Genomic DNA, 21,999 nt, shown 5'->3' with positions numbered 1-21,999 from the left:
TCACCCCTGTTCATCGTCAACTTTACCTATTCTTATCGAACCTAAGTTATTCCTGCATTTCAAAAAAATTCTTATCTATTTCATCAGGTTTAGTTGTTAAAAAAATTCCTTGGTTTGAAATGTTTTAGTATTTAGTGAGTTGAAAAAATATTGACTTTTTAAAATTTTCAGAATAGAATTGACCTATCAGATAGGTAGACAGTCGTAAAGCTGTAAAAATAAGACTATTAGAAGGTGGCCGTCTATGAAAAGCATTAAAAAAGTGTCTTTACATGAAATGATTGCAGAAGAAATTAAGAGATACATAAACGAGCATCAATTAAAAAAGGGCAATAAACTCCCTTCTGTGGCTGAATTAACAACCATTTTAAATGTTAGCAGATCAAGTATTCGCGAGGCCCTGCGATATCTTGAAGGGATAGATGTCCTTGAGGTGCAAAATGGAAAAGGGATTTTTGTTAAAGATGGGGATGCATTAAAAATAGAAGCTAAGATTGCTGTCGAACAGGAAAAAAATTATTTACTGCATATTAGCGAGCTGAGAAGAGCTCTTGAGGGAAAAGCAGTGGAGCTAGCCTCAATAAGGGCGACCGATCAGGAAATTAAAGAAATGGAAAGACTGTTAGCAGAAGTAATCTCCCTAAAAAATTCAGGGATTGATTCCTCTAAAGAAGACTGGGCTTTCCACAAAGCTATTTATAAAGCTTCCCATAACCCTCTTTTAGAAAGTGTTGCTGAATCAGTCTCAGAAACATTTAACAAGCTTTGGAGCAAGCCTTTTGGAATCGAGCATATTTTTGAAGATACTTTGCCATTTCATTTTACGATGATGGATGGCATTAAGCAGCGTGATTCAGTCTATGCTACACAAGAGTTTAATAAAATTATAGACACCGTAGAAAATACTGTTCGAAAAATAGAGGAAAGAAGGAATGAGAATGACGAACCATCTGTTTTCAGCTGAACATATTTGTACACACCTAGGTGATGAAAATGAACGGTTTCATGGAGCAGTTGTTCCTCCTATTTATCAGAATTCGCTTTTTGTATTTAAGGACTTTGACCAACTAGCGGAAGCGATGAAAGATGAGCAAAATAGCTATCTATACTGGCGCGGAACGAATCCAACTGTTGAAATAGTGGAGAAAAAAATTGCCGCCCTTGAAAAAGGGGAGAAGTGTAAATTATTCTCCTCTGGAATGGCTGCGATCTCATCAGCTATCTTAACGTTCTTAAAGGCAGGAGATCATGTTTTAAGCATCAGCAATATTTACGGGCCGACGACGAAATTTTTAAACTACATAGAAAAATTTGGAATCTCCCATACCAATACTCTTAACACTGAATTGGATATCATTGAGTCACTGATTCAACCAAACACAAAGGTTATTTATCTAGAAAGCCCTACCACCATGAACTTTAAACTCGTAGATTTGAAAGCGATTTCAATTATAGCCAAACAGCGCGGGATTAAAACCATCATCGATAACACATGGGCCACTCCTATATACCAGAATCCAATTACATATGGAATTGATATCATCATTCATTCTGTTTCCAAGTATTTAGGAGGACATAGTGATCTTGTAGGGGGTGCCTTAATCACAAGTAAAGAAATCATGGATCATCTATTCTACCATGAATATCAATTATTGGGCGGAGTAATGCCACCCTATGAAGCATGGTTATTAATGCGAGGACTTCGAACGCTTCCTATCCGCATGAAAGCACATCAAGAAAGCGGATTGAGAATAGCTTCCTTTTTAGAAAATCATCCTTCTGTAAAAAAAGTCAATTACCCAGGCTTAAAAAGCTCAACTGACTATGAACTTGGTAAACAGCAATTAACAGGTTATTCAGGTTTGATGAGCTTTGAACTTGAAAACAATTCTTTTGAGTCTGTTCGAAATGTCATCAACCGTTTGAAACAATTTCAAATTGGAGTTTCCTGGGGCGGCTTTGAAAGTTTAGTAATATCACCGAATTATGGCTATAACATAGAGCAATTATTGAATAGCGGGATGGATCCCGGTTTGATTCGTATTTCCGTAGGCTTAGAAAATGTGGATGAACTAATAGCAGACTTACATGCGGCATTGCAGGCAACATAACGAACGGTATAAAAGGAGCTGGTACCTTTTATATATAAAAAAACATATTTCAGAGGGGGTTAAAATTTTATGCTTCATCTCAAAAAAGGATTTCTGATTTTTGTGACGTTAATGGTATGTTTAGGCATCATCGCAGGCTGCAGCAGCTCAGCATCTGAGAAAACAGGCGGAACAGACGGAAAAGTTACGTTAAGGATGGTTGAAAGTATCACAAGTCCTGCAAGAACAAAGCTGTTAAGAGAAATGCTAAATAAATTTGAAGCTGCAAATCCAACTATTAAAGTTGATTTGATTTCTCCTCCACTACAAAGTGCAGATCAAAAAATAACACAAATGCTTATGGCGAAGGAGGATATTGATGTATTAGAAGTTCGCGAACAAACGGTAAAAAATTGGGCAAATGACAAGTTTATCGAAGATCTATCTCCGTACACAAGCAAATGGGAGAACTGGAATCAGTTATCGGAAACCATTAAGCATGGAGCTACAGCTGTTGCTGATAAGCCTTACTATATACCGTATGGTGTTTATGAAAAAACGCTTTTCTATAGAAAAGATTGGTTTAAAGCGGCAGGTTTGGAAGTTCCGAAAACGTGGGATGATTTAGTGAAGGATGCTATTAAACTTACTGACCCTTCCAAAAATCGATATGGCTATAGCTTCAGAGGCGGTGCGGGTGTATCTGACTATATCGAATTTATGACATGGTCCAGTCTTGGTAAGCAAATTAATCAAAAGGACTCTTATTTCACGAAAGACGGCCATGTGATGTTTGAAACACCTGAAGCCAAACAGGTGCTGGATACATTAGTGAATTTATATAAGAAAGCATCCCCTCCTGACTCAATTAGCTGGAGCTATCCGGAAATGGTTCAAGGCTTCACGTCTGGGGCGACAGCCATGTTAATCCAAGACCCGGAGGTCATAGTTACAGCAGAAAAAAACATGGAAAAAGGTACTTGGGATACGGCGCCTATTCCTAAAGGAACGCCATCAAATGTTGCCCAACAACCTGCAGGAACAGCGGGCTGGGGAATCGGTGCGTTTTCTAAACATAAAGAGGCAGCCTGGAAGCTCGTATCTTTCTTATCAAGTCCTGAACAAAACTTATACTTTGCGAAAAATAATTCTTTAATCCCAATCTATTTAAGTGCAGGAAATGATCCATACTTCAAGGAAGGCTATTATAACTCCTATATCCAAATGAATGCCAAACCGGAAGAATTCTTAATTGCTGACCGTCCTGTTCAGTATCAGGGATATGCTGAATACAGAGCAATGGTTGACAAAGATGTTCAAGCCCTGCTATTAGGTAAGTTATCGAAAGAAGCTGCTTTATCCAAATGGACTGATTTTTGGAAAAAGCAAAAAGAAAATAACAAATAGAAAATAACAAATAGAGTATATTGAGGGCAGTCCTATCCTGCTGCCCTCATTTCTTTTTTTAGAATGGAGGAAATGAATCTTGAAAACGCAAACTGAAACAATTGTAGAGCGAGGCTTGCCAGCGTTTCGTGTAGCCAAACATGGACTTTTCATCTTCCTTTGCTTGCTCCCGGCTTTATTACTCGTAACTGTTTTTATCTACTATCCCTTGTTCAAAGGGGTGATCATGGCCTTTCAAAATTATTCGTTATTTAATTTAAACAACATCGATTTTATAGGTCTAGGAAACTTCAAAACCATTTTAGCTGATACTGCCTTTAAACAATCACTACTAAATAGTTTCTATTGGGTCTTTTTTTCTTTGATTCCCCAATTAATGATTGGTTTCATTGTTGCATTAATATTAAAGAAGAAATTCCGAGGGAGAGGAATTTATCAGGCTTTCATCTTTTTCCCATGGGCGATGTCCGGATTCTTAATCGGTTTAATTTGGCGTTGGATGTTAAATGGCCAAGGTGGTGTGATTAACGACCTATTGATGAAGCTGAAGATCATTCATTCAGCTATTCCCTTTTTAGCCGATCCGACCTGGGCAATGGTTTCTGTCATTGTGGCGAATGTTTGGTATGGCATTACTTTCTTTTCCATCATGATAATAGCCGCTTTGCAATCGATCCCAGACGAATTGTTTGAAGCTGCGAAGATTGACGGGGCTAACTATATGCAGCAGCTTTTCAAAATTACGATTCCCTATATCTTGCCAACCCTTATTGTTACAACATTACTTCGAGTGATTTGGATCTTAAACTTTCCCGATTTAATTTATTCTCTTACAAATGGAGGACCTGCTGGTTCTACCCATATTCTTTCGACCTATATGATTGATAAACTTATTAATGGACAAAATTACGGTCAAGCAGCTGCGGTTGGTGTCATTATGATGATCATCCTACTCTTTTTTTCCGTTTTTTATTTACTTGCAACGAAATTTAATAAAGCGGGTGATTTTTAATGGCGAAACAACTAAACTGGCAACAGTTGTTTAAAGGCATTTTTTTATCGTTATTTCTTGTCTTTACTGTGTTTCCTCTATATTGGATTTTCATTACGTCATTAAAACCTAGTAATGATATGTTTACGATCCCTATTCATTACTGGCCGAAAACGATTACGTTCGATAATTATATTAATATTTTTAAAATTTCTAACTTTGGTGTTTATATTTTCAATAGTTTAATTTTATCCGTCGTAGCAGGTTTTTGCTCCCTTATCATTGCATCATTAAGCGGATATGTACTTGCACGCTTTGAGTTTAAGGTTAAATCCCAAGTAATATTTGCCTTTTTTATTACTCAAATGATCCCATTATTTATTGGCCTGGCTCCTTTGTATTTATTAATGTCTAAGCTTCAACTACTTAATCGTTTACCATCGCTTATGCTTATGTATACGGTAATGATGGTTCCATTTTGTACCGTTATTATGAAAGGTTTCTTTGAACGGATTCCATCCAGCCTTGAAGAAGCTGCGATGATTGATGGTTGTTCAAGATTTACCGCCTTATTTAAAGTCATTGTCCCAGTCATGCTGCCTGGTATCGCTGCTACATTTATCTTTGCCTTTGTCCAGTGCTGGAATGAATTATTTTTAGCCATAATGTTCATCGATAAGGAAGAAGCAAAAACGATTCCAGTAGCCATGAATGCGTTTATCACGAAATATGATATTGATTGGGGATCCATGTCAGCAGCTACTGTAATATCCGTTATTCCAACGCTGCTTTTGTTCGCATTTGCACAAAGATACATTGTAGAAGGTATGACACAAGGCTCTGTTAAAGGGTAAAAAGTAGGGACTCCGTGACGTCCCTCTTATTTTTATTAGTATTTTGTGAATGCTATTTTTTAAGGAGTGGTTTATGTGTCGATATTTTCCCCAATTAAACAGTCCAAACGAGCGAGAGTTGGAATTTATACAATTGGCTTGAAAGCATACTGGAATCAGTTTAGGGGTTTGAAAGAGCGACTTGTAGAGTATGGAAGATTCATAGAAACTAATATGTCAGAATTTGCGGAAGTATTTAATTACGGTCTTGTTGATGAGGAGAGTGAGGGTAGGAAAGCAGGGGAGTGGTTTAACGAAAAAAATGTAGATATCATTTTTTGTCATGCAGCGACATACTCCACGAGTTCAACCGTACTGCCTGTACATCTAATTTGTAAAGCACCTTTAGTCGTTCTCAACCTTCAACCGACAGAACGTATTAATTATGAACAAACAACTACAGGAGAATGGCTTGCTCATTGTTGTGCATGTCCAGTACCTGAGATCTCAAATGCTTTAAATCGTAGTGGAATAGAATTTCGTGTGATAAATGGATTACTTGGTATGAACAATACACCAATTATTTCATTAACGAATGAAACGACAAGTGAAAGAAAAGAAGCCATCAGAGCTTGGAAACAAATTGAAGAATGGATTCGTGCGGCGTCTGTTCCAAGAACTCTTCGACACAGTCGGTTTGGTTTCTTAGGAAATACCTACAGTGGAATGCTCGACATGTATAGTGATTTTACAATGCTCCAAGCTCAAACAGGCATCCATTTAGAAGTTTTAGAAATGTGTGATTTGGATCGATTGCTAAAAGAAGTGACTCCCCGTGATGTCAAAGAAAAGTTAGAAGAAGTTCATAAAATGTTTAAAATTAGCGGAGATTCAGCATCGGATCCTATAGCAAAAAAACCAACAGAAGAACAATTAGCTTGGTCCTGCAAAGTGGCAGCAGCGCAAGAAAAATTGGTGCGAGAATATAATCTGGATGCCCTAACTTATTACTATCACGGTGCTCCAGGCAGTCATTATGAGAAATTACAAGGCGGATTTATCGTGGGCCATTCCCTGTTGACTGCAAGTGGGATTCCTTGTTCAGGTGAAGGTGATTTAAAGACGGCTGTAGCAATGAAAATATGCGATATTCTAGGTACGGGTGGAAGTTTCTCGGAAATTGTTGTCGTTGATTATGATGATGAAACCATTTTACTTGGTCATGATGGTCCGTTCCATATGGCTATTTCTGATGGTAAGCCACTTCTTCGGGGAATGGGTTTGTATCATGGAAAGCAGGGTACCGGAGTTTCTGTTGAAGCAAAGGTAAGAACAGGTCCTGTGACAACCTTGAATGTAACGCAAACAGAAGATGGGAAACTCAAGTTCATTATCAGTGAAGGAGAATCCACAAACGGCCCGATTATGAGAATTGGAAATACCCAAACACCGGTTAAGTTCCGACTTCATCCTGATGAATATATGGAAAAGTGGTTTATGGAAGCTCCAACTCATCATTGTGCAATGTCTATTGGCCATAATGCAACTTTGTTTCAAAAGGTCGGACAATTAATGAATATAAGGCAAGTAACCCTATAATCCTATAAGTCAATCAAAAAGTGGATGCGCTTCAACCAACTCTTCAAAAGTAGAAGAAAGTCTATTAAAGATTAAAATCAATCGTTTATCAAATATATTATTAATGAGCCTCCTACTAACGGTATGTTTGAGGGAGGTTTTCATCAGGGAGGAAATCTATGACTAACAGTAATAAAATGGCATGGACTTGGACCATCAAGGATGAATGCCTGGATGAATACTTGAAAATGCATATCGATCCATGGCCGGAAATAATGGAAGAACATCGGAAAGCGGGAATCAAAAACTACTCAATCTTTCAAAATGGAAACCAGTTTTTTTATTGCTTTGAATGTGAGGATGTAGAAATCGCCTTTGCCTACATAGCAAAGAGCGACGTGTGTAATCGATGGAATGCGATCACTTCAAAAATGGTTATGGGGTCGTTTGATTTCAATGAAGCGAAGCCAATCAACCCTATGCGGGAAGTCTTTTATCTGAAATAATTGATTAAAAAAATGGGCGACGCCAATATCTTAGTTTTGGACAAAAAGACTAGAAAAGCGTGAAATGGTGGCAAGACAGTTATCGAGTGGAGGCGGTACGCTTTTTAGTAAACATGAAGATGCACGAGTTAAGATTGCTGGAAATCAGTATTATATTCTATAGCAGATATTTTTGAAGAGGGTTACTATCCTGTGAATGGTAGCTTCTAAATCCACATGCTTCATAGAGCCTCAGTGCATGGGCATTTTTGGCTTCTACTTCAAGAAGAATAGCAACCCTTTTTGATGCGCCTTTTTTACCACTTTTGCTAAGCATATTAAAATTAAGCTTCAGCTGAAATCCTCCCCCTTTCTCACAAACCTCCTGAAGTGCTTTTATTTCAACTAATTGTTCCTCTTTAAGCATTCTTTTCACCCCTGTTCATCGTCAACTTTACCTATTCTTTTCAAACCTAAGTTATTTCTGCATTTCAAAAAAATTCATAATCTTTTTCATACCTAAAGGATGCTATTCAAATGTTATGAGTTCTCCATCCACATAACCCTGAAACATTGGTTTTTCAGTATTAGCACCAAACCCCAATTCATATAGATCCTCATAATAGAGAGTTTCCAGTTTCTTATCTACAATCCCATAAAAATAGGCAATCGGATTTTTTACAAGATTGGTCAACTTTAATTTTCGAATTAGCTGTTTAAAGGCATGGATTGCTGTATTCAAGACGCGATTGGTCTCTTTCTCGCTGTTATTTCGGTATGCAGCGATATAAGCCATATGCCAATATTCTTCAATCGTTTTTGCTTCAGAGAAGAAGCACTTTACGATCTGGACAAATGGCTGTGGTACGCGATTACTTACAAATGTGTGGTCTAATTCGAGCGTTTTTTCTTTGCATTTATTTGGTTGTTTTATTTCGGGCGTTTCTTCTTTACGTTTATTATTCTTTTGATTATTGGTTTCTAAAAGATCAATGGTTTCATTATGGTAGTTCATTATTTTTTCTTTGGGTGGTTCATCAGCCGGAAACCGATTAAACACGTATAAATTACTGGACTGGGAACCGTTTTTTCGTTCCGTTTCATAGACCGTGATCATTCCAAATTCTCTTGCCTTGATGATCATCCGTTTAAAAGTAGAACGAGAAATGCCGTTATTGTTGTATTCTTCATTAATAGCTTTTAATACAGTGCCTATTTTGGCATTGCAGACTCCCGGGACCTTTGCCGCAAAGCGGGCCAAACGTTTTAGGCCAACTAATTCTCCCTTAGAAAACTCATGCTTAAGCTCTACTAACCACAATTCGAAATGATTATTAAAATCCTTAAGATTATTAAATTGTGAATACTGCTCAAATCCTTCAATTTTGCCTGATTTTATATTCATTTTAACGCACCACCCTTTTACCTTCTATATAGAAATTCGGGAGGGAAAAGGACAGGGTAAAGGGCGGGAAAAAATGACGATTTTGTGACTAAAAGTTATCTGTTTATTAAAAAAGGCTGTTTTCGTAAACAGTGTTGTTATTTGAAATCTAATTCCTTTTAAATTGAAGGATAGCCGTCTCAACTGTCGAATAGCCATATCTAATTGCCAATTGTAACACTGATCCTGATAAAATTTTCCATTTATGATTGTTGCGAATTTGAGATGGGAAAACATTTGTATTTTCAGACATCCCCATATGAAACATGAGCCCATATCATACATATAATGCTTAGAGGGATGCAATCTAGGGATCTTTTGACAACGTTGCTATTTTAAGCTTAGAGGGCACCTGTAAATGACCATTCCTCTTACTGCAATACCTGCTGAGAAACAGAAGCTGCTGTCAAATAGAAGGAGGGAAGGGATCCATCAAAAAAATAGGAGGGGATAAAGATGAAATTCACGATACAATATATACCACTTAATAAAATCAAACCCGATTTATCGCTGAAAATTACGGAGCACATTAAGAAGCTTCAGAGATTAATGTGGGACTGTATGTTTGTTTTGGTTGTCAGAAAAAATAGGAAGGACGACAGCTATAGCATTGTTAGCGGACATGATCGATACGAAAACCTTCGAAAACATACAAAAAGTATTTATGCGCCATGTATTGTTGATAAAAGCACTTCCCCCGGTATTCCTTCGTGGTTTCGGCGTTTCCGGAACAAACAACCCCTGGATGATTTTCCTTTATTGCCGAAAAGCTGGTCCATCGTTCGTTCCTTTTTGAAGCAAGAGCCCCGTTTTAGGAATTTATCACGATCCCAACAAATTAGAGTACTTATTTTAGCAGCGAAATACAAGAAAACGGTTATTTACTCAATGAAAACGATGGTAAATGAACTACTTAGAAATAATGAGTAGTCGATTCTCTTTAAAAGCCAGGCAGGTGGATGCTAACTGGTTCCTTCGGGGTGCAAACTATAAATTCACACGGAAAAATTTCGTGTGTTTTTTGTTGTTATAGCAAGGTTTTATACACTTATTGAACAATTCACATTTGAATTCACGGTGTCATTTTAAAGGCTAGAAATAATAATTGGACAGGTTGTGAATTTATTGGAATTTATGGGATTTTAAACATTTTTCAGATATTTACGAAGCAATTGCGAGGCTTATTCGGATAGGACCAATGCTTAGCCAATACATAAATAAAAATGGATTAACAAACACTACCTTACAAAAGGTGGTGGATAAATGCAAAAAGGTAATCAAAATTCTCCTCAGGAATTTCAAAATATGGGGAAGTCAAATGAAAAAATGAATAAAAACATTGAAGTGGACTTAGATAATAATGATATTCAGGCAGATAGTGCTAATATTATCGGTGGCGACGATCCAAACCTTTCTCCTGATGAAGGAAACCTTTAATTTAGAATGTCAAAAGTACCGAAACGAACATTACAGAGGAGGGTATTGATTATGGACAAAGAAAATCATTATGTTGCAGCTTCACTTTCGACGAATTTGATAAATGAAATTCAATCACTTGAAGAAAAATTAAGTGAGCAAACACATAAAAAAGTAGTGGTTATCGCTTACGAAAATGATGAAAATTTGATATAAAATCAGATCCTCGAGGAAAACGAAACCTTTTTTCCTTTAATGAATCCAAACCTTCATAATTATGAAGGTTTTTCTTTATTATGGGCCGGTAAAAGTAAGCGTTTCTTGGTTTTATAAGATTTCCGATAGCTTCTGTTGGATCAACTATCTATTGGCAGAAGAATGTCGAATAACAATTTAAAAAAATCTAAATTATTAACATTTTTAGACAAAAAGCAGAGAAAGTTATATACTTATATCAGGAAAATGCATGAAAAGAGGAGAAATAATGGAAATAAAACGTCAGAATGTCGATTTTGGTAATTCTATCTTTCAAACCCTTGTGGACGGTTATTATTTTGAGATTCCTACAAATGTAGTAGAAATATCGAAGGATAAGGCTGAAGGCCACTTTCCGTCTACTTTAAATGATCCCCAATTCCTTCTTCAAAGTTTGCTTATCTCAACTACGATAGACGGTGTAGAGAAATATTTTCTAGTGGGTGATTCGGCGGAAAAACAGGTGTTGGGAAACATTCATATCAACAAGCTTCATGATAAAACGGAATCTGAGATACCCTATGTGATGTTCCTTGCATCAGTTGCTTATTACAATGTATTAAAAGGAAACGGCAAAGAAGATAACCGAGTGAACATTAATTATTTTTCAACCATGCTTCCAATTTGGTTACTTAAAAAAACGAACAAGTTCAGTGAAATGCAAAATAAAATGGCCAGCCGATTTGAAGGGGAGCACAAAGTAACCATTTTAACTCCAGGATTGGAAAGAGTTGTAACCATTCACGTCGAAACAAGTAAATGCCGGATTGAAAGTGAAGTTGCTCGTTGGGCAATTAAAAAAGATTTTGATTTACAAGATCGTGAGGAAGCAAATTCATTTCAAAACTTTGAAACCCTAATTGTGGATTTAGGGGGAGGAACCGTTGATCTTGCATTGCTTCAAGCAGGACTTCAATCTCCTAAGAGCAGAGAATCTTTGAACTGTTTCGCTGACATTTCGTACTTAAAACACATCGAAAAACTAAGAAGTGAAAAGTTACTCGAGTATTTTGAAGATGTTCGTTCACTGGAAGAATTCATTATCAATAACATTGAAAAAACAAAAATGGAACAAAGAGATGGAAATAGCGGTAAAAAAGTTGATCTCACAGAGCAGATCCATGAGTCATTAAGGGATTACACACAAATTTTACTAACGAAAATTGAAAACACCTTTCCATCTCCTAAAGATAAGGTCTATAAATATGTTTATATTGGCGGAATTGCGAGGATCCTAAAACGATTCATCCAAGAACTGATCGATACTAGGTATGGAACTGAAATTAGAGAGGAAAATCATCTATTCCTTCTTGATACAAGAAAGTTAAATTTATATGGCCTGGAAATTTTAAGCAGGCATGAAACAAACTTAGTTTTCGCTTAAGAAGAGGAGGAGAACGTATGAGAAACCAAGATCATCTTCTTTGTGAAAAGTCCGCATTCGGATTAAACAGTATGTATTCACATCTAGGTGCTCAGATGGCTGCACCATTTTACGTTCTATCGAACTTTTTTCTAACAGCTGGTAATCTCCATACGGATGTGGTTAGAGTAATGAATAGGAAATCAGGAAGTAAATACGAACGTGAAATGTTTACTTTAGGCACTTCGAATATCTCTCCAAAGGTGTATTCTATTCTTGAGCAAAAAGCACAAGCAAATGAATTGGAGGATTATATAACGAAGCTTGTTGAGCAGGATTTAGATAAAGTGGACAAAGTAGAAAAGAAACCCGGTGAGCAAAAATTAGATAAGGAAGAAGTCCATACTTTGTTAAACGCCCTTCGCAGCGAGTTTTTAGATGAGATTAACTTACTTAAATCTGAACTTGCCTTCCGTCCGGTTGTTTCGGCCAATCAAACTAAGTCAAAACCCGCTATGGAACATGAGGAAGATGTGAATGATTTTAAAGAAGGACAATTACTCAAAAGTGATCAAGTAACTGGGACTATTAAAGAAGTTATCGATATGGATTTTTAAATATGAAGCAGCATGTACTCCCTATCAAGGGCTTAATGGTCAATCTGATAGATTAATAAAATGAGCCGAAAAAAAGTGCCTGAACCCTTTAATATTATTGGGTCCGGCACTTTTTGGTATAAAGGTGTTAAATTAGGATTATACATAATTATATTTTGTTAGTTTTAAAGCGAAATTTTGTATTAAATATATTGCCAATCTTAAAACCAATAAGTAGGGGTATTTTATGAATAGTCTGAATGAGGAATTAACTAAAAAGGCCGATGCATGCTATCAGCTGGCTGAGAAGAAGGCTGCTCATTATTTTAAAACACTATATCTCCAGGTCCTGCAAAAGACTTATATTCCATCTCTAACAAAAGACATCCAATCGTGGAAAACCAATCATATTCATCCTCATCCATTATTATCCTTTTTTTCGCGCAGAAAGGGAAAAGCCGATTCCCAGGGGTATTACAATTATATCCAATGGCTGAATTATAGAGGCAAACTAGATCATTATCTGGATCGCAGCATCTCCTATATTTTCATGCGGGACTTGGGCAAAGCCCTGGACTCACCGGACGTCCAGATCAGGGTTCGACGTGTAGTCGACAGTTTAAAAAATCACCTAACTGATTCCACCGCAACAGACCGAGAAGATAAGGCTGAGACGATGAGCATGGCCCGGTTGTACCGCTGGGCCCAGAAGGAAGGCATTGAATCCACCATGATCTGGGTGGTTAACAAACTTAAGACTGTATCCGCCAATATTCCAACAGGGATGGATGCTGAGCATGCCCAGCGAAAACTGATCAAAATCATTGCCGGGGTATTGATGCATGTGATCGAAGAGATGGACGATGAGATAGCGCCGGCAGAGCGTACTCAGAAACTTGATAGAGCGATTAGACTAGGTTATTCCTATGGTCTGACCTATCCCTTCATTGACGATCTTCTGGATGCAAACGTCCTATCCGAAAACGAGAAAAAACAATATTCCGATTTGATACGGACCACGCTTATCACAGGAGCAGTGCCGGAATTAGGCGAGTGGTCCGGAAATAATATTGACCTGATCCGATATATTCATTCGGAACTCCGTGAGGCTTTTGAGTATATTAAGGCCCATCAGCGGCCGGAGACTTTGAATTCATTTTTCGAGCATTCCTATGTGTTTTTTCATTCTCAGGAAGTAGACCGTGTAAAGGATCTATCCAATGCAAATTACACCAATGAAGAGCTATATATCCCGATCATTTTAAAATCCTCTTATTCCCGATTGATTGTCCGTACAGTCATCAGTGCTCCTCTTGATGAGGGTTTTGACAACCGAACATTCTTTTATGGCATATACAACCAGCTGGCGGATGATTTTGCCGATATGTTTGATGACATGAAGGATGGTGCCGTAACCCCCTATACCTATTATATGAAATATCATGATAAGCGTAGGGATCTTATCAACCCTTTTGAATTATACTGGGCGGTTATCTCCAATTTGATCCATCATGTGTATCGTTCTGATACCAAAACCTGTGAGGTGATTTTGGATCGTGCCATAAACGGTCTTAAACGATTTAAAAAACGAATGGGAACTGAAACATACAATGAAGTGATGGAGCTATTTGCTTCCGGAAATCCGAAATTCAATCAGGTAATCCAAACGATGGTTCGAAAAGCAGATGATGTGGATTTTTTTGATAAACTCCTTCGCGATCATATGATTACCCTTCTGAAAAATGAACGGAAGGAGCAGGAAGACTTTTTAGATACGATCGAAACCGTACGCAATCAGATCAACAGCATCTTGCCTATCCCTAAAATCGAGAATGGTTCGCTGATGAAAGAGCCAATCATTGATGCGGCAAATTACAGTCTGGCAGGTGACGGGAAGAGATTAAGGCCCATCGTGACTTGGGTCATGGGCGTTAACGAATATGGATTAAATAAGTCTGCAATTGAGCCGCTTCTGAAATCATTGGAATATATGCATACGGCATCCCTAATCTTTGATGACCTGCCATCCCAGGATAATGCGTCCACACGTCGGGGGCGTCCAACCCTGCATCAGGTATATAACATTGCCATAGCGGAATTAACCGGTCTCTTTCTGACTCAGAAGGCGATTGAGGAACAAGCATCTCTTGAGCAGTTCGATACAAAAACGGTGCTTAACCTGATTCACTATTCGGCACAAATGACAGAGGTAATGTGTATGGGACAGGCGATGGACTTGGATTCCAAAGGGAAACAATTAACCTTGGAACAATTGAATAGGATGTGCTTTTACAAAACCGGGATCGCATTCGAAGCTTCCCTGATCATGCCTGCGATTCTCGCCAATGCAGAAGTGTACGAAATGGAAGCGTTGAAAAAATTCGCTCATCATGCGGGAATTGCGTTTCAGATTAAGGATGACCTGCTTGATGTGGAAGGAGATCAGATCTTACTCGGAAAACCCATTGGAAAAGATGTTGAAAACAAGAATTCGACTTTTGTGTCCATCCTCGGTCCGGAAGGTGCGAGAAAAGAGATGTGGGAACATTATTGTCTGGCGATGGAAGCATTGCAAGAGGTGCCGCGCAATACCGCTTTTCTGAAGCATTTAATGAATTATATCGTAAACCGCGACCATTAGGAGTTTGTCATAGTAAATAAATTTAATTGTTAATATAAGTTCATTAGAAAATGAAAGAACTTTGAAAAGTGAAGTTATTCGGGAAAAAGGTATAAAAAGAGAAGGGTGCAGGGTGATCCCATTAATGGGAAATTACCTTGGTACTCTTTTTTTATCAAATTAAGAATTTGTAATTCATTGATTTCGGTGCCTGGCACCTTCTGTTATTGGCGTATTTTGTCAAATCTAGTAGAATAGTATGAGAAGTCTGTAAGGTAGAAACCCTGATGAAGGATAAAATGATACTTTGGTCACGTTTGTTAAGAAAAGTCTAAATAGCTGTAAAGTGACGGGGGACATGCAATACTTTCCAACATTCAATTCCTACTATTTTCAATTTCTGTAATTGTATATTTTTTTAATATCAATCCTAAATCAAAATTAAACAATAGTAATAATAGACAAAAATAAGGATGATGCCTTTTGGATTCAACGATGAAAAAAATAGTTGAAGCGAGCTATTTAACAGCTGACTCTGCAGCACATTATCGAACAATTCTCCGCTATTTTTACCATCAACACGAGAGAATGAGAGATTTTATTGCACCGGAAGAGTTACTAAGGAACTAACTTTATTAAAATTTTGTTCCTTCCAAATGTCAACATGACATGTTTTCGGTATACAACCTCCGAAAAGAAACATCTGTAAAAAACAAAAAGAAAGGGAAAATTCCCTTTCGTAAAATGGATAAAGACTTATTCAAATTGCAAAAGAGATTAGTAAATTTGGATGTTAAGAGTGATCGTTTTAATTAATTTAAATTGTCTGATTACTCCATTTTAGATTTACGAAATTGTCTTAAGGCAAAGACTACGGTTAAATATCCAGCATAGCAAATTAGTTGTAAGCTTGTTGGGCTATCGGTATATCCGATGAATGAGTGTAGCAAATCCCCAAGTTCACTTTTTTCACTCAATATGGATGCTGTAGTCCATAACTGTTCACTGCCGAATGGCAGCCATCCTAGTCCTTGAAAAATCTCGATTCCATTTACCAACAAACTGGCGCCCAAAAACATAAACAAAATAGATATTATGCGGTTAAACTTTTTTAAGTTAATAGTTTTCTCCAATCTATAAATAATATAGCCTAAACTAATTCCGCTAATGACTCCTAAAACTGCTCCTAATACATTTATAATAGGCTTTGAAATTAAGGCAATTGGTAGCGTGAACACTATAATTTCCAATCCCTCCCGACCTATTGTTAAAAAGACAAAGAAGTAAACGGCAAACATGGAATTCTTATCGAGAGTAGATTTCATTTTGGAATCCAGTTCATTTTTCAAATTTTCGTGGTTTTTTATCCATATTGTCATGTACGTCAACACACCACATGCTAGCAAATAGGATATAGCTTCAATTATATTTTGCAAGTCAGAATGAAGATTATTTGCAATGGTTAAATAAATCAAGGAACCTCCAACGAGCGATACGAAAACGCCACTTAAAATACCTAGCCAAATATCTTTGAAATGCTCATTTCGTCCTACCATACTTAGATAGCCAAACATAATAGAACAGACCAGAGCGGCTTCTAAAGATTCACGAAAGAATATCAGAAAGAATACCATTTTGTTATTTATCACCACACTTCCATATAATTTCAATATAATATTCGGATAAGCATAGATTTGATTGTATGTTCGTCCACGCTTTTCATAATAATATTTTGATATGAACTATACTTAATTCTAGAAACCTCTTGTTATCAAAATATGTGTGATGGTATCGAAATAAAATGGACAAATAATCTAGTCTATTAGCCTTTTTTGTTTTCATAGTTTGTAAATCGCATAGAATCCAAGGATGACAACAAAATGAAAACCGAAAGTAACATAATAGAGGTTATGTTACATTGGGTGAATTTCAGATCTTTTGCTTATTAATCTAAATAATTTAGATTAATACCCCGTGATATGATTAAAATGAGTGTGTTGTAAACGTTAATTTATCAACGATGTATAAAACCCTGTATAAAGAATAAATTGTGACAAGTTGAATTCTTTTGGCACCCAAGGGGTTATTTTGATGGGGAACTTCTAGTAGGATATGTTAGCCAACTTCACATTTATAGAATATACAAATAGGAATACCCTCCTCCTAATGTGAATTTATTATAAAATAGACAACAATAAATTCAATCTAGCTTGCTATATAGGGAGGAAAATTGTATATGTCGAATTTGCAAAAAACTACAAACCACATGGATTCACTTATCCAATCAACAGTTATCTCAAGGGATGGCACAGTAATTGGTTATCAAAGTATTGGTCAAGGTCCAAGTCTTATTGTAATCCATGGTGCACTAAGCAGTTCGAATGACCTTACTAAATTTGCCCAAGAATTATCAGATTCATTTACAGTGCATATTATAGATCGGCGGGGACGAGGAATAAGTGGACCACAAGGAATTGAATACTCTATTATCAAAGAGACCGAAGATATTCAAGTAGTACAAGAAGCAACACGTGCAACTTATGTGTTCGGTCACAGCTATGGTGGACTCGTAGCTTTAGAGACTGCACATATGTTTCAATCCTTTACTAAAATAGCCTTATACGAACCTGGAGTTTCTATAAATTCATTACCAACAGATTGGGACTGGATATCACAATATGAAGAGGCAATGGATCGAAAGGATTTTAGGGAAGCATTTACCAGGTTCGTAAGAGGAGCTGGTCATAGCCCTTTAACACGGATGCCAAACTGGTATGCAAAATTCATCTTACTTATGGTAATACGCGGAAATAGTTGGCTCAAAATAAAAGAATTATTGCCAACAAATTTATATGAACATAAAGAAGTTCAACGTTTAGAGTCCACTTACAACAATTATCAGATAATCAATGCAAATGTATTATTAATTTCTGGAGAGAAAAGTCCGGAAACAGTACACCAAATGATTGAAGTATTAAATCAAACAATTCCACAAACACAAACATTAATACTACCAAAATTACATCATCTTGCTCCTTGTAATGAGCATGCACCAATTGAAGTTGCAAAGCACGTAAAACGGTATTTTCTTAGTTAAAACTCTAATCAATTTATTGAAAAATTAACACACTATAATCATTCAAAATTACTGTTTTATAACTGCTAATAATGGTGATTTTGTGAAATAGACAAACAAAGAAATGTGCTTTTCTTATTCCACAATATCAGCTAATAGAAGTATTGTTAATTATTCAAGAATCGGGCGCGATCCTGGAACAAGGATAAGCGCCCATTATTCCTTTTAGGGGCATATTATAAAGTAATATCGTTTCTAATTTTTTATATTTTGGTCCCAATACTTTGGCGACGCTTTTGTCTATTTCTTTGTAATTCGCTTTGTTTCCATGTGTATTTTGCATATATAACCTAAGCACATCTTTCATTGACTTTCCATTTCTTTCAACCGCATCTCGAAAATCATCTCTTATCTGTTCTGGAATTTCAATACTTACTTGAACGATTTTTGGATCAATTTTAATTCCTATTCTTTCTTTCATTTTTTTTTGTGTGCCTGACACATTAATTAACCTCCCATTATAGTCATTATCAATACATTTAAAATAATAATTAATAATTATGCAATTTTACAAATAATTATACAAATAGATATTCAACGGTAAAATAAGTATATTCTTAAACTGAAAACCTGACGGTTAGTACAATAAACACAGTTTCTCAAATATGCATAAATATTAGAATCTATACAATTTCTCTTTGAGTAATGATTCAAACATACTGCAAAATCATACATCAATTAATTTAAAAGCCCCCTCGTTATTTGATGAGTAGGCTTCGATTGTTTTAATACATCTATTCTTTTCGATTGGTCCAGCGACCAAAGAAGGGAATTTTATCGCCATCTAGTACAGCTTCAATATCATCATAATGAAAGAGTTCTTCTACTTTAGGGTTATCGTCTAACCTCGCCTAAAAGTCTTCCCTTTCCTCATCAAATTCCGTTATTTAGCCATGATAATAAATATCCTCGTCATCCTCTTTGCTAGTCTAGTAACGAACAACGATCGTCACATAGTCGCCTTCCTTATACCGAAAATCAGTTAAACCTGGTCCATATATGCTGCCTCTTTGGTTAATTCAAGAAAGACAGGCTATCTGAATAGGGGTCCTGATGTCAAAACGCGAACTTTACATTAAGAGAAATAATGTAAATAACCAAAACCAAAAACGTCCTTGAAATGTTGTTTTGGTTATTTAAGCTTGAATAATTGAAAGTAAAATCAGGGTCTAGAATCACCAAAATCGCAAATTAAAAAAGTCCTTAGCGCAGTGAATTTTCGTCTTTTTAAGTTTCTGTTGTTGTTTAATAAGGAGGGGTGTATAATACCTGTATTTTAAAAATGAAAAAGAGGATAAACCATATGTTGAACCATGATTCAGGTGAAGATGTAAATGTATTACATGCTGAACTTATTGACAAAGAGTGTATTCAGGTACAAGTTCAAATTAATGATAAGGTAGGAACCGTTTGGCTTAATTATTGGGAACCGGTAATTGTTCCTAAATCATACAGTCCTTATCGATTAGAAATTCTTGTTGAACTCAGTAATTACATAGAGATGAAAGAAAAACCGTTTCGTAATGAATTTGAATTTATGAGGATGAGAGTGTTAACTTTTGGCTAATTAGGGGTCCGACTAAGTTTTAGATGGTTGCCCATACGATATAATACAGTGTAAATGATTTGAGTATGTGAAATTTTCCACTTAAATTATCGGGTTGCTTTTGTTCAATAAGACTTTCAACGATCTTCAACAGTATCTAAACTTTCGAACGTCCACTTTTATTTCCTCACTTTAAGTCTCGTTTCTCTTATTCCACTATACGAACGTTTATATTCCAATTCTACAAAGTGTTTTCAAAACGGGAGTTTTTGTAAATCTAAGGGTTCATAAAAACTATTTAAAGAGGTTACCTTAACTGGTAGCAAAAATGAAAAGGAGGCCTTTATGTGCTACGCATGTTTTCAATCATTATCTGTCTTACTGTTCTATCCTTATTGATGGCTGGGAATAAAACTCAGGCCTATACTCTTACACACAGAGGAGGAAATGGTTCTAATTTAAACAGTAGTGTTATTGAAATCATACCGACAGCTCAAAAGCAGATCGCTCTTACCTTCGATGACGGACCGACCCTTGATGAAACGTCCCAAATTCTATATGTGCTCAAGGAATACGAGGCTAAAGCTACTTTTTTCCTAGTGGGTTCCCGAGTAGAAAGTTATCCAGACATCGTACGCAGAGAAGTAAAAGAAGGCCATGAAATTGCTAATCATACGTATCATCACCTGATTTGTCAGCCAGGGGTTTCAATGGATCAATTACGGAAGGATATTAAGTTGGCCCAGAATTCCATCATCCGTGTATCCGGGTCTAAGCCACATCTGTTTAGACCTGTGCAAGGCTTTTATAACAAGCAGCTATTAAAGGTTCTGGAAGATGAAGGACTTCAAATGGTCCTGTGGTCCCCAGAACAAGATTCTTGGGATTGGGATAGACCAGGTGTGTCTCATATTGTTAAAACGGTCTTAAATCATGTGAATAGCGGTGATATTATCCTTCTACATGACCATGTGAATGGAAAGAGTGACACTATATCTGCTCTAAAGATTATCTTACCAGAACTAAAAAGACAGGGATTTGAATTTGTTACCGTATCAGAGTTATTAAAGAATCAGGAATCGAAGGATTAAAGTCAGATTAGGCTATCTTCCAACTCTTTTCGTAATCATCTTCTAGTTACTCAGATAGATTCTATTACCAATCTCGAATGTTGGCAAAATGGGGTACGACCGTCGTACCCCTATAAGAGTAGCTTTTTCAAGAATAGGGCGCATTTCTTGAGCAAGAAATGCGCTCTTCTTAATGAATTGGGTTATATTCTTGAATAAGAGTAGGAGTTGTTAGAAAGTGAATCGAAGCTCTAAGTTATTCAATTAAAGGGGAAGGTTGAAGAAAAGCTATTAATTAATTATCCAAAGTGGTAAAATTAAAATACTTAAAATTATGAATATTTAATTATTGGTCCTTGGCATAGTGCCTAGGACTTTTTTATGTTTAACAGTTAAATAAATGGGAGGATTGGAAAATGAAATGGTCTAATTATGGCACAGAAATGGAAGTCCTTCTTGAACTAAACCAGCTAATAGATGTTCGGTGTTATTTCGTTAAAGGGTGCGATTGTAGAGCAACACAGGTAGAAAATGATCTAACTTTTTTATAAAACCGAAATTTAAATATGCTAGATAAGAATCCATTTTGATCAATCTTTTTTCAAAATGGATTCTTTTTATTTATTGTAAAATGCTGATTTATGGGGTGTTTGTGATCAAACTCTATTTCAAAGCAACATTTGATGAATTTTACAAAAGTAATATTTTAGCAAACTCATAAAAAGCGAGGAATTTCAATGAAAAACGTTGAGATTCCTCGCTTTTTTATGTGATTTTCGAAGAAAAAGAACGGATGAATTATACATATTAAAGTTATAATATAATTAAATTCTACATATTTTTAATGTTGCTTTAAAATAAAGTTATACCGTTTTACCCCTATAGATATGCTTATCTAAAGGGGTGTTTTTATAGTAAAAAGGAAAAGAACATCTGAGGATTTGAGATATATTGATGAAATTATAAAATCACTCTCTCCATAGCCTTTAAAAAGGAGGTGAAGAACAGTGGAGAAGTTCATTCCGCGATCATCAGTGAGGTAGGATTTTCGATTGTGGTGACACTTTATTTGCTTTACCGAATTGAGGCAAAGATGATTTAGTCGTTCAATCCATTCAGAGTCATCCTGACCGATTGAAGGAAAGAACCTAGGAAAAACAAACCATCGT

The 21,999-nt window shown here is 36.4% G+C and carries 21 protein-coding genes and 2 pseudogenes; 19 read left to right on the top strand and 4 right to left on the bottom strand.

Annotation, left to right across the window (positions count from 1 at the left end):
* The first annotated feature begins 244 nt into the window (after positions 1 to 244).
* The 7 genes from AC3ANV_RS15810 to AC3ANV_RS15780 all read left to right on the top strand — a co-directional run bounded on the left by AC3ANV_RS15810 (position 245) and on the right by AC3ANV_RS15780 (position 7,405).
* Positions 245 to 964 carry a FadR/GntR family transcriptional regulator gene (locus AC3ANV_RS15810; RefSeq protein WP_488309663.1) on the top strand — a complete coding sequence of 240 codons (720 nt, stop codon included), beginning with the start codon at positions 245 to 247 and terminating at the stop codon, positions 962 to 964.
* Positions 939 to 2,111 (top strand): trans-sulfuration enzyme family protein, encoded by a 1,173-nt coding sequence (locus tag AC3ANV_RS15805; protein ID WP_488309662.1) that lies wholly within the window; start codon positions 939 to 941, stop codon positions 2,109 to 2,111. Before AC3ANV_RS15810 ends, AC3ANV_RS15805 begins: the two co-directional genes overlap by 26 nt.
* A gap of 69 nt (positions 2,112 to 2,180) precedes the next feature.
* On the top strand, positions 2,181 to 3,497 hold the full coding sequence (locus AC3ANV_RS15800; protein WP_488309661.1) for an ABC transporter substrate-binding protein: 1,317 nt from the start codon (positions 2,181 to 2,183) through the stop codon (positions 3,495 to 3,497).
* 79 nt (positions 3,498 to 3,576) lie between these two features.
* Positions 3,577 to 4,509, top strand: a complete 933-nt coding sequence (locus AC3ANV_RS15795) for a carbohydrate ABC transporter permease (protein ID WP_488309660.1) — start codon at positions 3,577 to 3,579, stop codon at positions 4,507 to 4,509.
* Positions 4,509 to 5,342, top strand: coding sequence for a carbohydrate ABC transporter permease (locus AC3ANV_RS15790; RefSeq protein ID WP_488309659.1), 834 nt, complete (start codon positions 4,509 to 4,511; stop codon positions 5,340 to 5,342). The genes AC3ANV_RS15795 and AC3ANV_RS15790 overlap by 1 nt, the downstream gene beginning before the upstream one ends.
* Positions 5,343 to 5,417: 75 nt before the next feature.
* Positions 5,418 to 6,920 carry an L-arabinose isomerase family protein gene (locus AC3ANV_RS15785; RefSeq protein WP_488309658.1) on the top strand — a complete coding sequence of 501 codons (1,503 nt, stop codon included), beginning with the start codon at positions 5,418 to 5,420 and terminating at the stop codon, positions 6,918 to 6,920.
* Positions 6,921 to 7,078: 158 nt separating this feature from the next.
* Positions 7,079 to 7,405 carry an L-rhamnose mutarotase gene (locus tag AC3ANV_RS15780; protein WP_488309657.1) on the top strand — a complete coding sequence of 109 codons (327 nt, stop codon included), beginning with the start codon at positions 7,079 to 7,081 and terminating at the stop codon, positions 7,403 to 7,405.
* Positions 7,406 to 7,562: 157 nt separating this feature from the next.
* Here AC3ANV_RS15780 and AC3ANV_RS15775 read toward each other — a convergent pair whose 3' ends face one another.
* Complete coding sequence (locus tag AC3ANV_RS15775; RefSeq protein WP_488309656.1) at positions 7,563 to 7,811, bottom strand: N-acetyltransferase; 249 nt, start codon at positions 7,809 to 7,811, stop codon at positions 7,563 to 7,565.
* Between the two features lie 102 nt (positions 7,812 to 7,913).
* On the bottom strand, positions 7,914 to 8,789 hold the full coding sequence (locus AC3ANV_RS15770) for a hypothetical protein (protein ID WP_488309655.1): 876 nt from the start codon (positions 8,787 to 8,789) through the stop codon (positions 7,914 to 7,916).
* A 495-nt stretch (positions 8,790 to 9,284) separates the two neighbouring features.
* On the opposite strand from AC3ANV_RS15770, the gene AC3ANV_RS15765 reads away from it, so the two are divergent.
* The 7 genes and pseudogenes from AC3ANV_RS15765 to AC3ANV_RS15735 all read left to right on the top strand — a co-directional run.
* The gene (locus AC3ANV_RS15765; protein ID WP_488309654.1) at positions 9,285 to 9,758 is read left to right on the top strand and encodes a hypothetical protein; all 474 of its coding nucleotides are present in this window, start codon (positions 9,285 to 9,287) and stop codon (positions 9,756 to 9,758) included.
* 333 nt (positions 9,759 to 10,091) lie between these two features.
* Positions 10,092 to 10,265 (top strand): hypothetical protein, encoded by a 174-nt coding sequence (locus AC3ANV_RS15760; RefSeq protein ID WP_488309653.1) that lies wholly within the window; start codon positions 10,092 to 10,094, stop codon positions 10,263 to 10,265.
* Positions 10,266 to 10,316: 51 nt separating this feature from the next.
* Positions 10,317 to 10,460 carry a hypothetical protein gene (locus tag AC3ANV_RS15755; protein WP_488309652.1) on the top strand — a complete coding sequence of 48 codons (144 nt, stop codon included), beginning with the start codon at positions 10,317 to 10,319 and terminating at the stop codon, positions 10,458 to 10,460.
* A 268-nt stretch (positions 10,461 to 10,728) separates the two neighbouring features.
* A complete protein-coding gene (locus AC3ANV_RS15750; protein WP_488309651.1) occupies positions 10,729 to 11,883 on the top strand; it encodes an Alp7A family actin-like protein in 1,155 nt (384 codons plus the stop codon).
* Positions 11,884 to 11,900: 17 nt separating this feature from the next.
* Positions 11,901 to 12,479: a hypothetical protein gene (locus AC3ANV_RS15745; RefSeq protein WP_488309650.1), complete on the top strand. Its 579-nt coding sequence runs from the start codon at positions 11,901 to 11,903 to the stop codon at positions 12,477 to 12,479.
* 226 nt (positions 12,480 to 12,705) lie between these two features.
* A complete protein-coding gene (locus AC3ANV_RS15740) occupies positions 12,706 to 15,099 on the top strand; it encodes a polyprenyl synthetase family protein (protein WP_488309649.1) in 2,394 nt (797 codons plus the stop codon).
* 462 nt (positions 15,100 to 15,561) lie between these two features.
* Positions 15,562 to 15,699: pseudogene (locus AC3ANV_RS15735) on the top strand (hypothetical protein); the annotation flags it as partial.
* 209 nt (positions 15,700 to 15,908) lie between these two features.
* Here the strand turns inward: AC3ANV_RS15735 and AC3ANV_RS15730 are convergent.
* Positions 15,909 to 16,727: an FTR1 family iron permease gene (locus tag AC3ANV_RS15730; protein WP_488309648.1), complete on the bottom strand. Its 819-nt coding sequence runs from the start codon at positions 16,725 to 16,727 to the stop codon at positions 15,909 to 15,911.
* 587 nt (positions 16,728 to 17,314) lie between these two features.
* Here AC3ANV_RS15730 and AC3ANV_RS15725 point away from each other — a divergent pair.
* Complete coding sequence (locus tag AC3ANV_RS15725; RefSeq protein WP_488309647.1) at positions 17,315 to 18,175, top strand: alpha/beta fold hydrolase; 861 nt, start codon at positions 17,315 to 17,317, stop codon at positions 18,173 to 18,175.
* Between the two features lie 154 nt (positions 18,176 to 18,329).
* Here AC3ANV_RS15725 and AC3ANV_RS15720 read toward each other — a convergent pair whose 3' ends face one another.
* Positions 18,330 to 18,656, bottom strand: coding sequence for a hypothetical protein (locus tag AC3ANV_RS15720; protein WP_488309646.1), 327 nt, complete (start codon positions 18,654 to 18,656; stop codon positions 18,330 to 18,332).
* A gap of 861 nt (positions 18,657 to 19,517) precedes the next feature.
* Here AC3ANV_RS15720 and AC3ANV_RS15715 point away from each other — a divergent pair.
* The 4 genes and pseudogenes from AC3ANV_RS15715 to AC3ANV_RS15700 all read left to right on the top strand — a co-directional run bounded on the left by AC3ANV_RS15715 (position 19,518) and on the right by AC3ANV_RS15700 (position 21,982).
* Positions 19,518 to 19,781, top strand: coding sequence for a hypothetical protein (locus tag AC3ANV_RS15715; RefSeq protein WP_488309645.1), 264 nt, complete (start codon positions 19,518 to 19,520; stop codon positions 19,779 to 19,781).
* 335 nt (positions 19,782 to 20,116) lie between these two features.
* Positions 20,117 to 20,851 (top strand): polysaccharide deacetylase family protein, encoded by a 735-nt coding sequence (locus AC3ANV_RS15710; RefSeq protein ID WP_488314250.1) that lies wholly within the window; start codon positions 20,117 to 20,119, stop codon positions 20,849 to 20,851.
* A 395-nt stretch (positions 20,852 to 21,246) separates the two neighbouring features.
* Positions 21,247 to 21,381 carry a hypothetical protein gene (locus tag AC3ANV_RS15705; RefSeq protein WP_488309644.1) on the top strand — a complete coding sequence of 45 codons (135 nt, stop codon included), beginning with the start codon at positions 21,247 to 21,249 and terminating at the stop codon, positions 21,379 to 21,381.
* A 446-nt stretch (positions 21,382 to 21,827) separates the two neighbouring features.
* Positions 21,828 to 21,982, top strand: a pseudogene (locus tag AC3ANV_RS15700) (YvrJ family protein).
* Positions 21,983 to 21,999 lie beyond the last annotated feature (17 nt).

The organism is Neobacillus sp. DFD-2R (genome assembly GCF_057747865.1).
This window is presented reverse-complemented; position numbering and strand designations above follow the sequence as displayed.

What these genes read in the sequence shown, in the direction of transcription:
- AC3ANV_RS15805 (WP_488309662.1), top strand. Translation starts at nt 939, where the DNA reads ATGACGAACCATCTGTTTTCAGCTGAACATATTTGTACACACCTAGGT.
- AC3ANV_RS15780 (WP_488309657.1), top strand. Translation starts at nt 7,079, where the DNA reads ATGACTAACAGTAATAAAATGGCATGGACTTGGACCATCAAGGATGAA.
- AC3ANV_RS15775 (WP_488309656.1), bottom strand. Translation starts at nt 7,811, where the DNA reads ATGCTTAAAGAGGAACAATTAGTTGAAATAAAAGCACTTCAGGAGGTT.
- AC3ANV_RS15705 (WP_488309644.1), top strand. Translation starts at nt 21,247, where the DNA reads ATGAAATGGTCTAATTATGGCACAGAAATGGAAGTCCTTCTTGAACTA.
- AC3ANV_RS15760 (WP_488309653.1), top strand. Translation starts at nt 10,092, where the DNA reads ATGCAAAAAGGTAATCAAAATTCTCCTCAGGAATTTCAAAATATGGGG.
- AC3ANV_RS15810 (WP_488309663.1), top strand. Translation starts at nt 245, where the DNA reads ATGAAAAGCATTAAAAAAGTGTCTTTACATGAAATGATTGCAGAAGAA.
- AC3ANV_RS15740 (WP_488309649.1), top strand. Translation starts at nt 12,706, where the DNA reads ATGAATAGTCTGAATGAGGAATTAACTAAAAAGGCCGATGCATGCTAT.
- AC3ANV_RS15725 (WP_488309647.1), top strand. Translation starts at nt 17,315, where the DNA reads ATGTCGAATTTGCAAAAAACTACAAACCACATGGATTCACTTATCCAA.
- AC3ANV_RS15755 (WP_488309652.1), top strand. Translation starts at nt 10,317, where the DNA reads ATGGACAAAGAAAATCATTATGTTGCAGCTTCACTTTCGACGAATTTG.
- AC3ANV_RS15745 (WP_488309650.1), top strand. Translation starts at nt 11,901, where the DNA reads ATGAGAAACCAAGATCATCTTCTTTGTGAAAAGTCCGCATTCGGATTA.
- AC3ANV_RS15770 (WP_488309655.1), bottom strand. Translation starts at nt 8,789, where the DNA reads ATGAATATAAAATCAGGCAAAATTGAAGGATTTGAGCAGTATTCACAA.
- AC3ANV_RS15790 (WP_488309659.1), top strand. Translation starts at nt 4,509, where the DNA reads ATGGCGAAACAACTAAACTGGCAACAGTTGTTTAAAGGCATTTTTTTA.
- AC3ANV_RS15750 (WP_488309651.1), top strand. Translation starts at nt 10,729, where the DNA reads ATGGAAATAAAACGTCAGAATGTCGATTTTGGTAATTCTATCTTTCAA.
- AC3ANV_RS15800 (WP_488309661.1), top strand. Translation starts at nt 2,181, where the DNA reads ATGCTTCATCTCAAAAAAGGATTTCTGATTTTTGTGACGTTAATGGTA.
- AC3ANV_RS15710 (WP_488314250.1), top strand. Translation starts at nt 20,117, where the DNA reads ATGTTTTCAATCATTATCTGTCTTACTGTTCTATCCTTATTGATGGCT.
- AC3ANV_RS15715 (WP_488309645.1), top strand. Translation starts at nt 19,518, where the DNA reads ATGTTGAACCATGATTCAGGTGAAGATGTAAATGTATTACATGCTGAA.
- AC3ANV_RS15765 (WP_488309654.1), top strand. Translation starts at nt 9,285, where the DNA reads ATGAAATTCACGATACAATATATACCACTTAATAAAATCAAACCCGAT.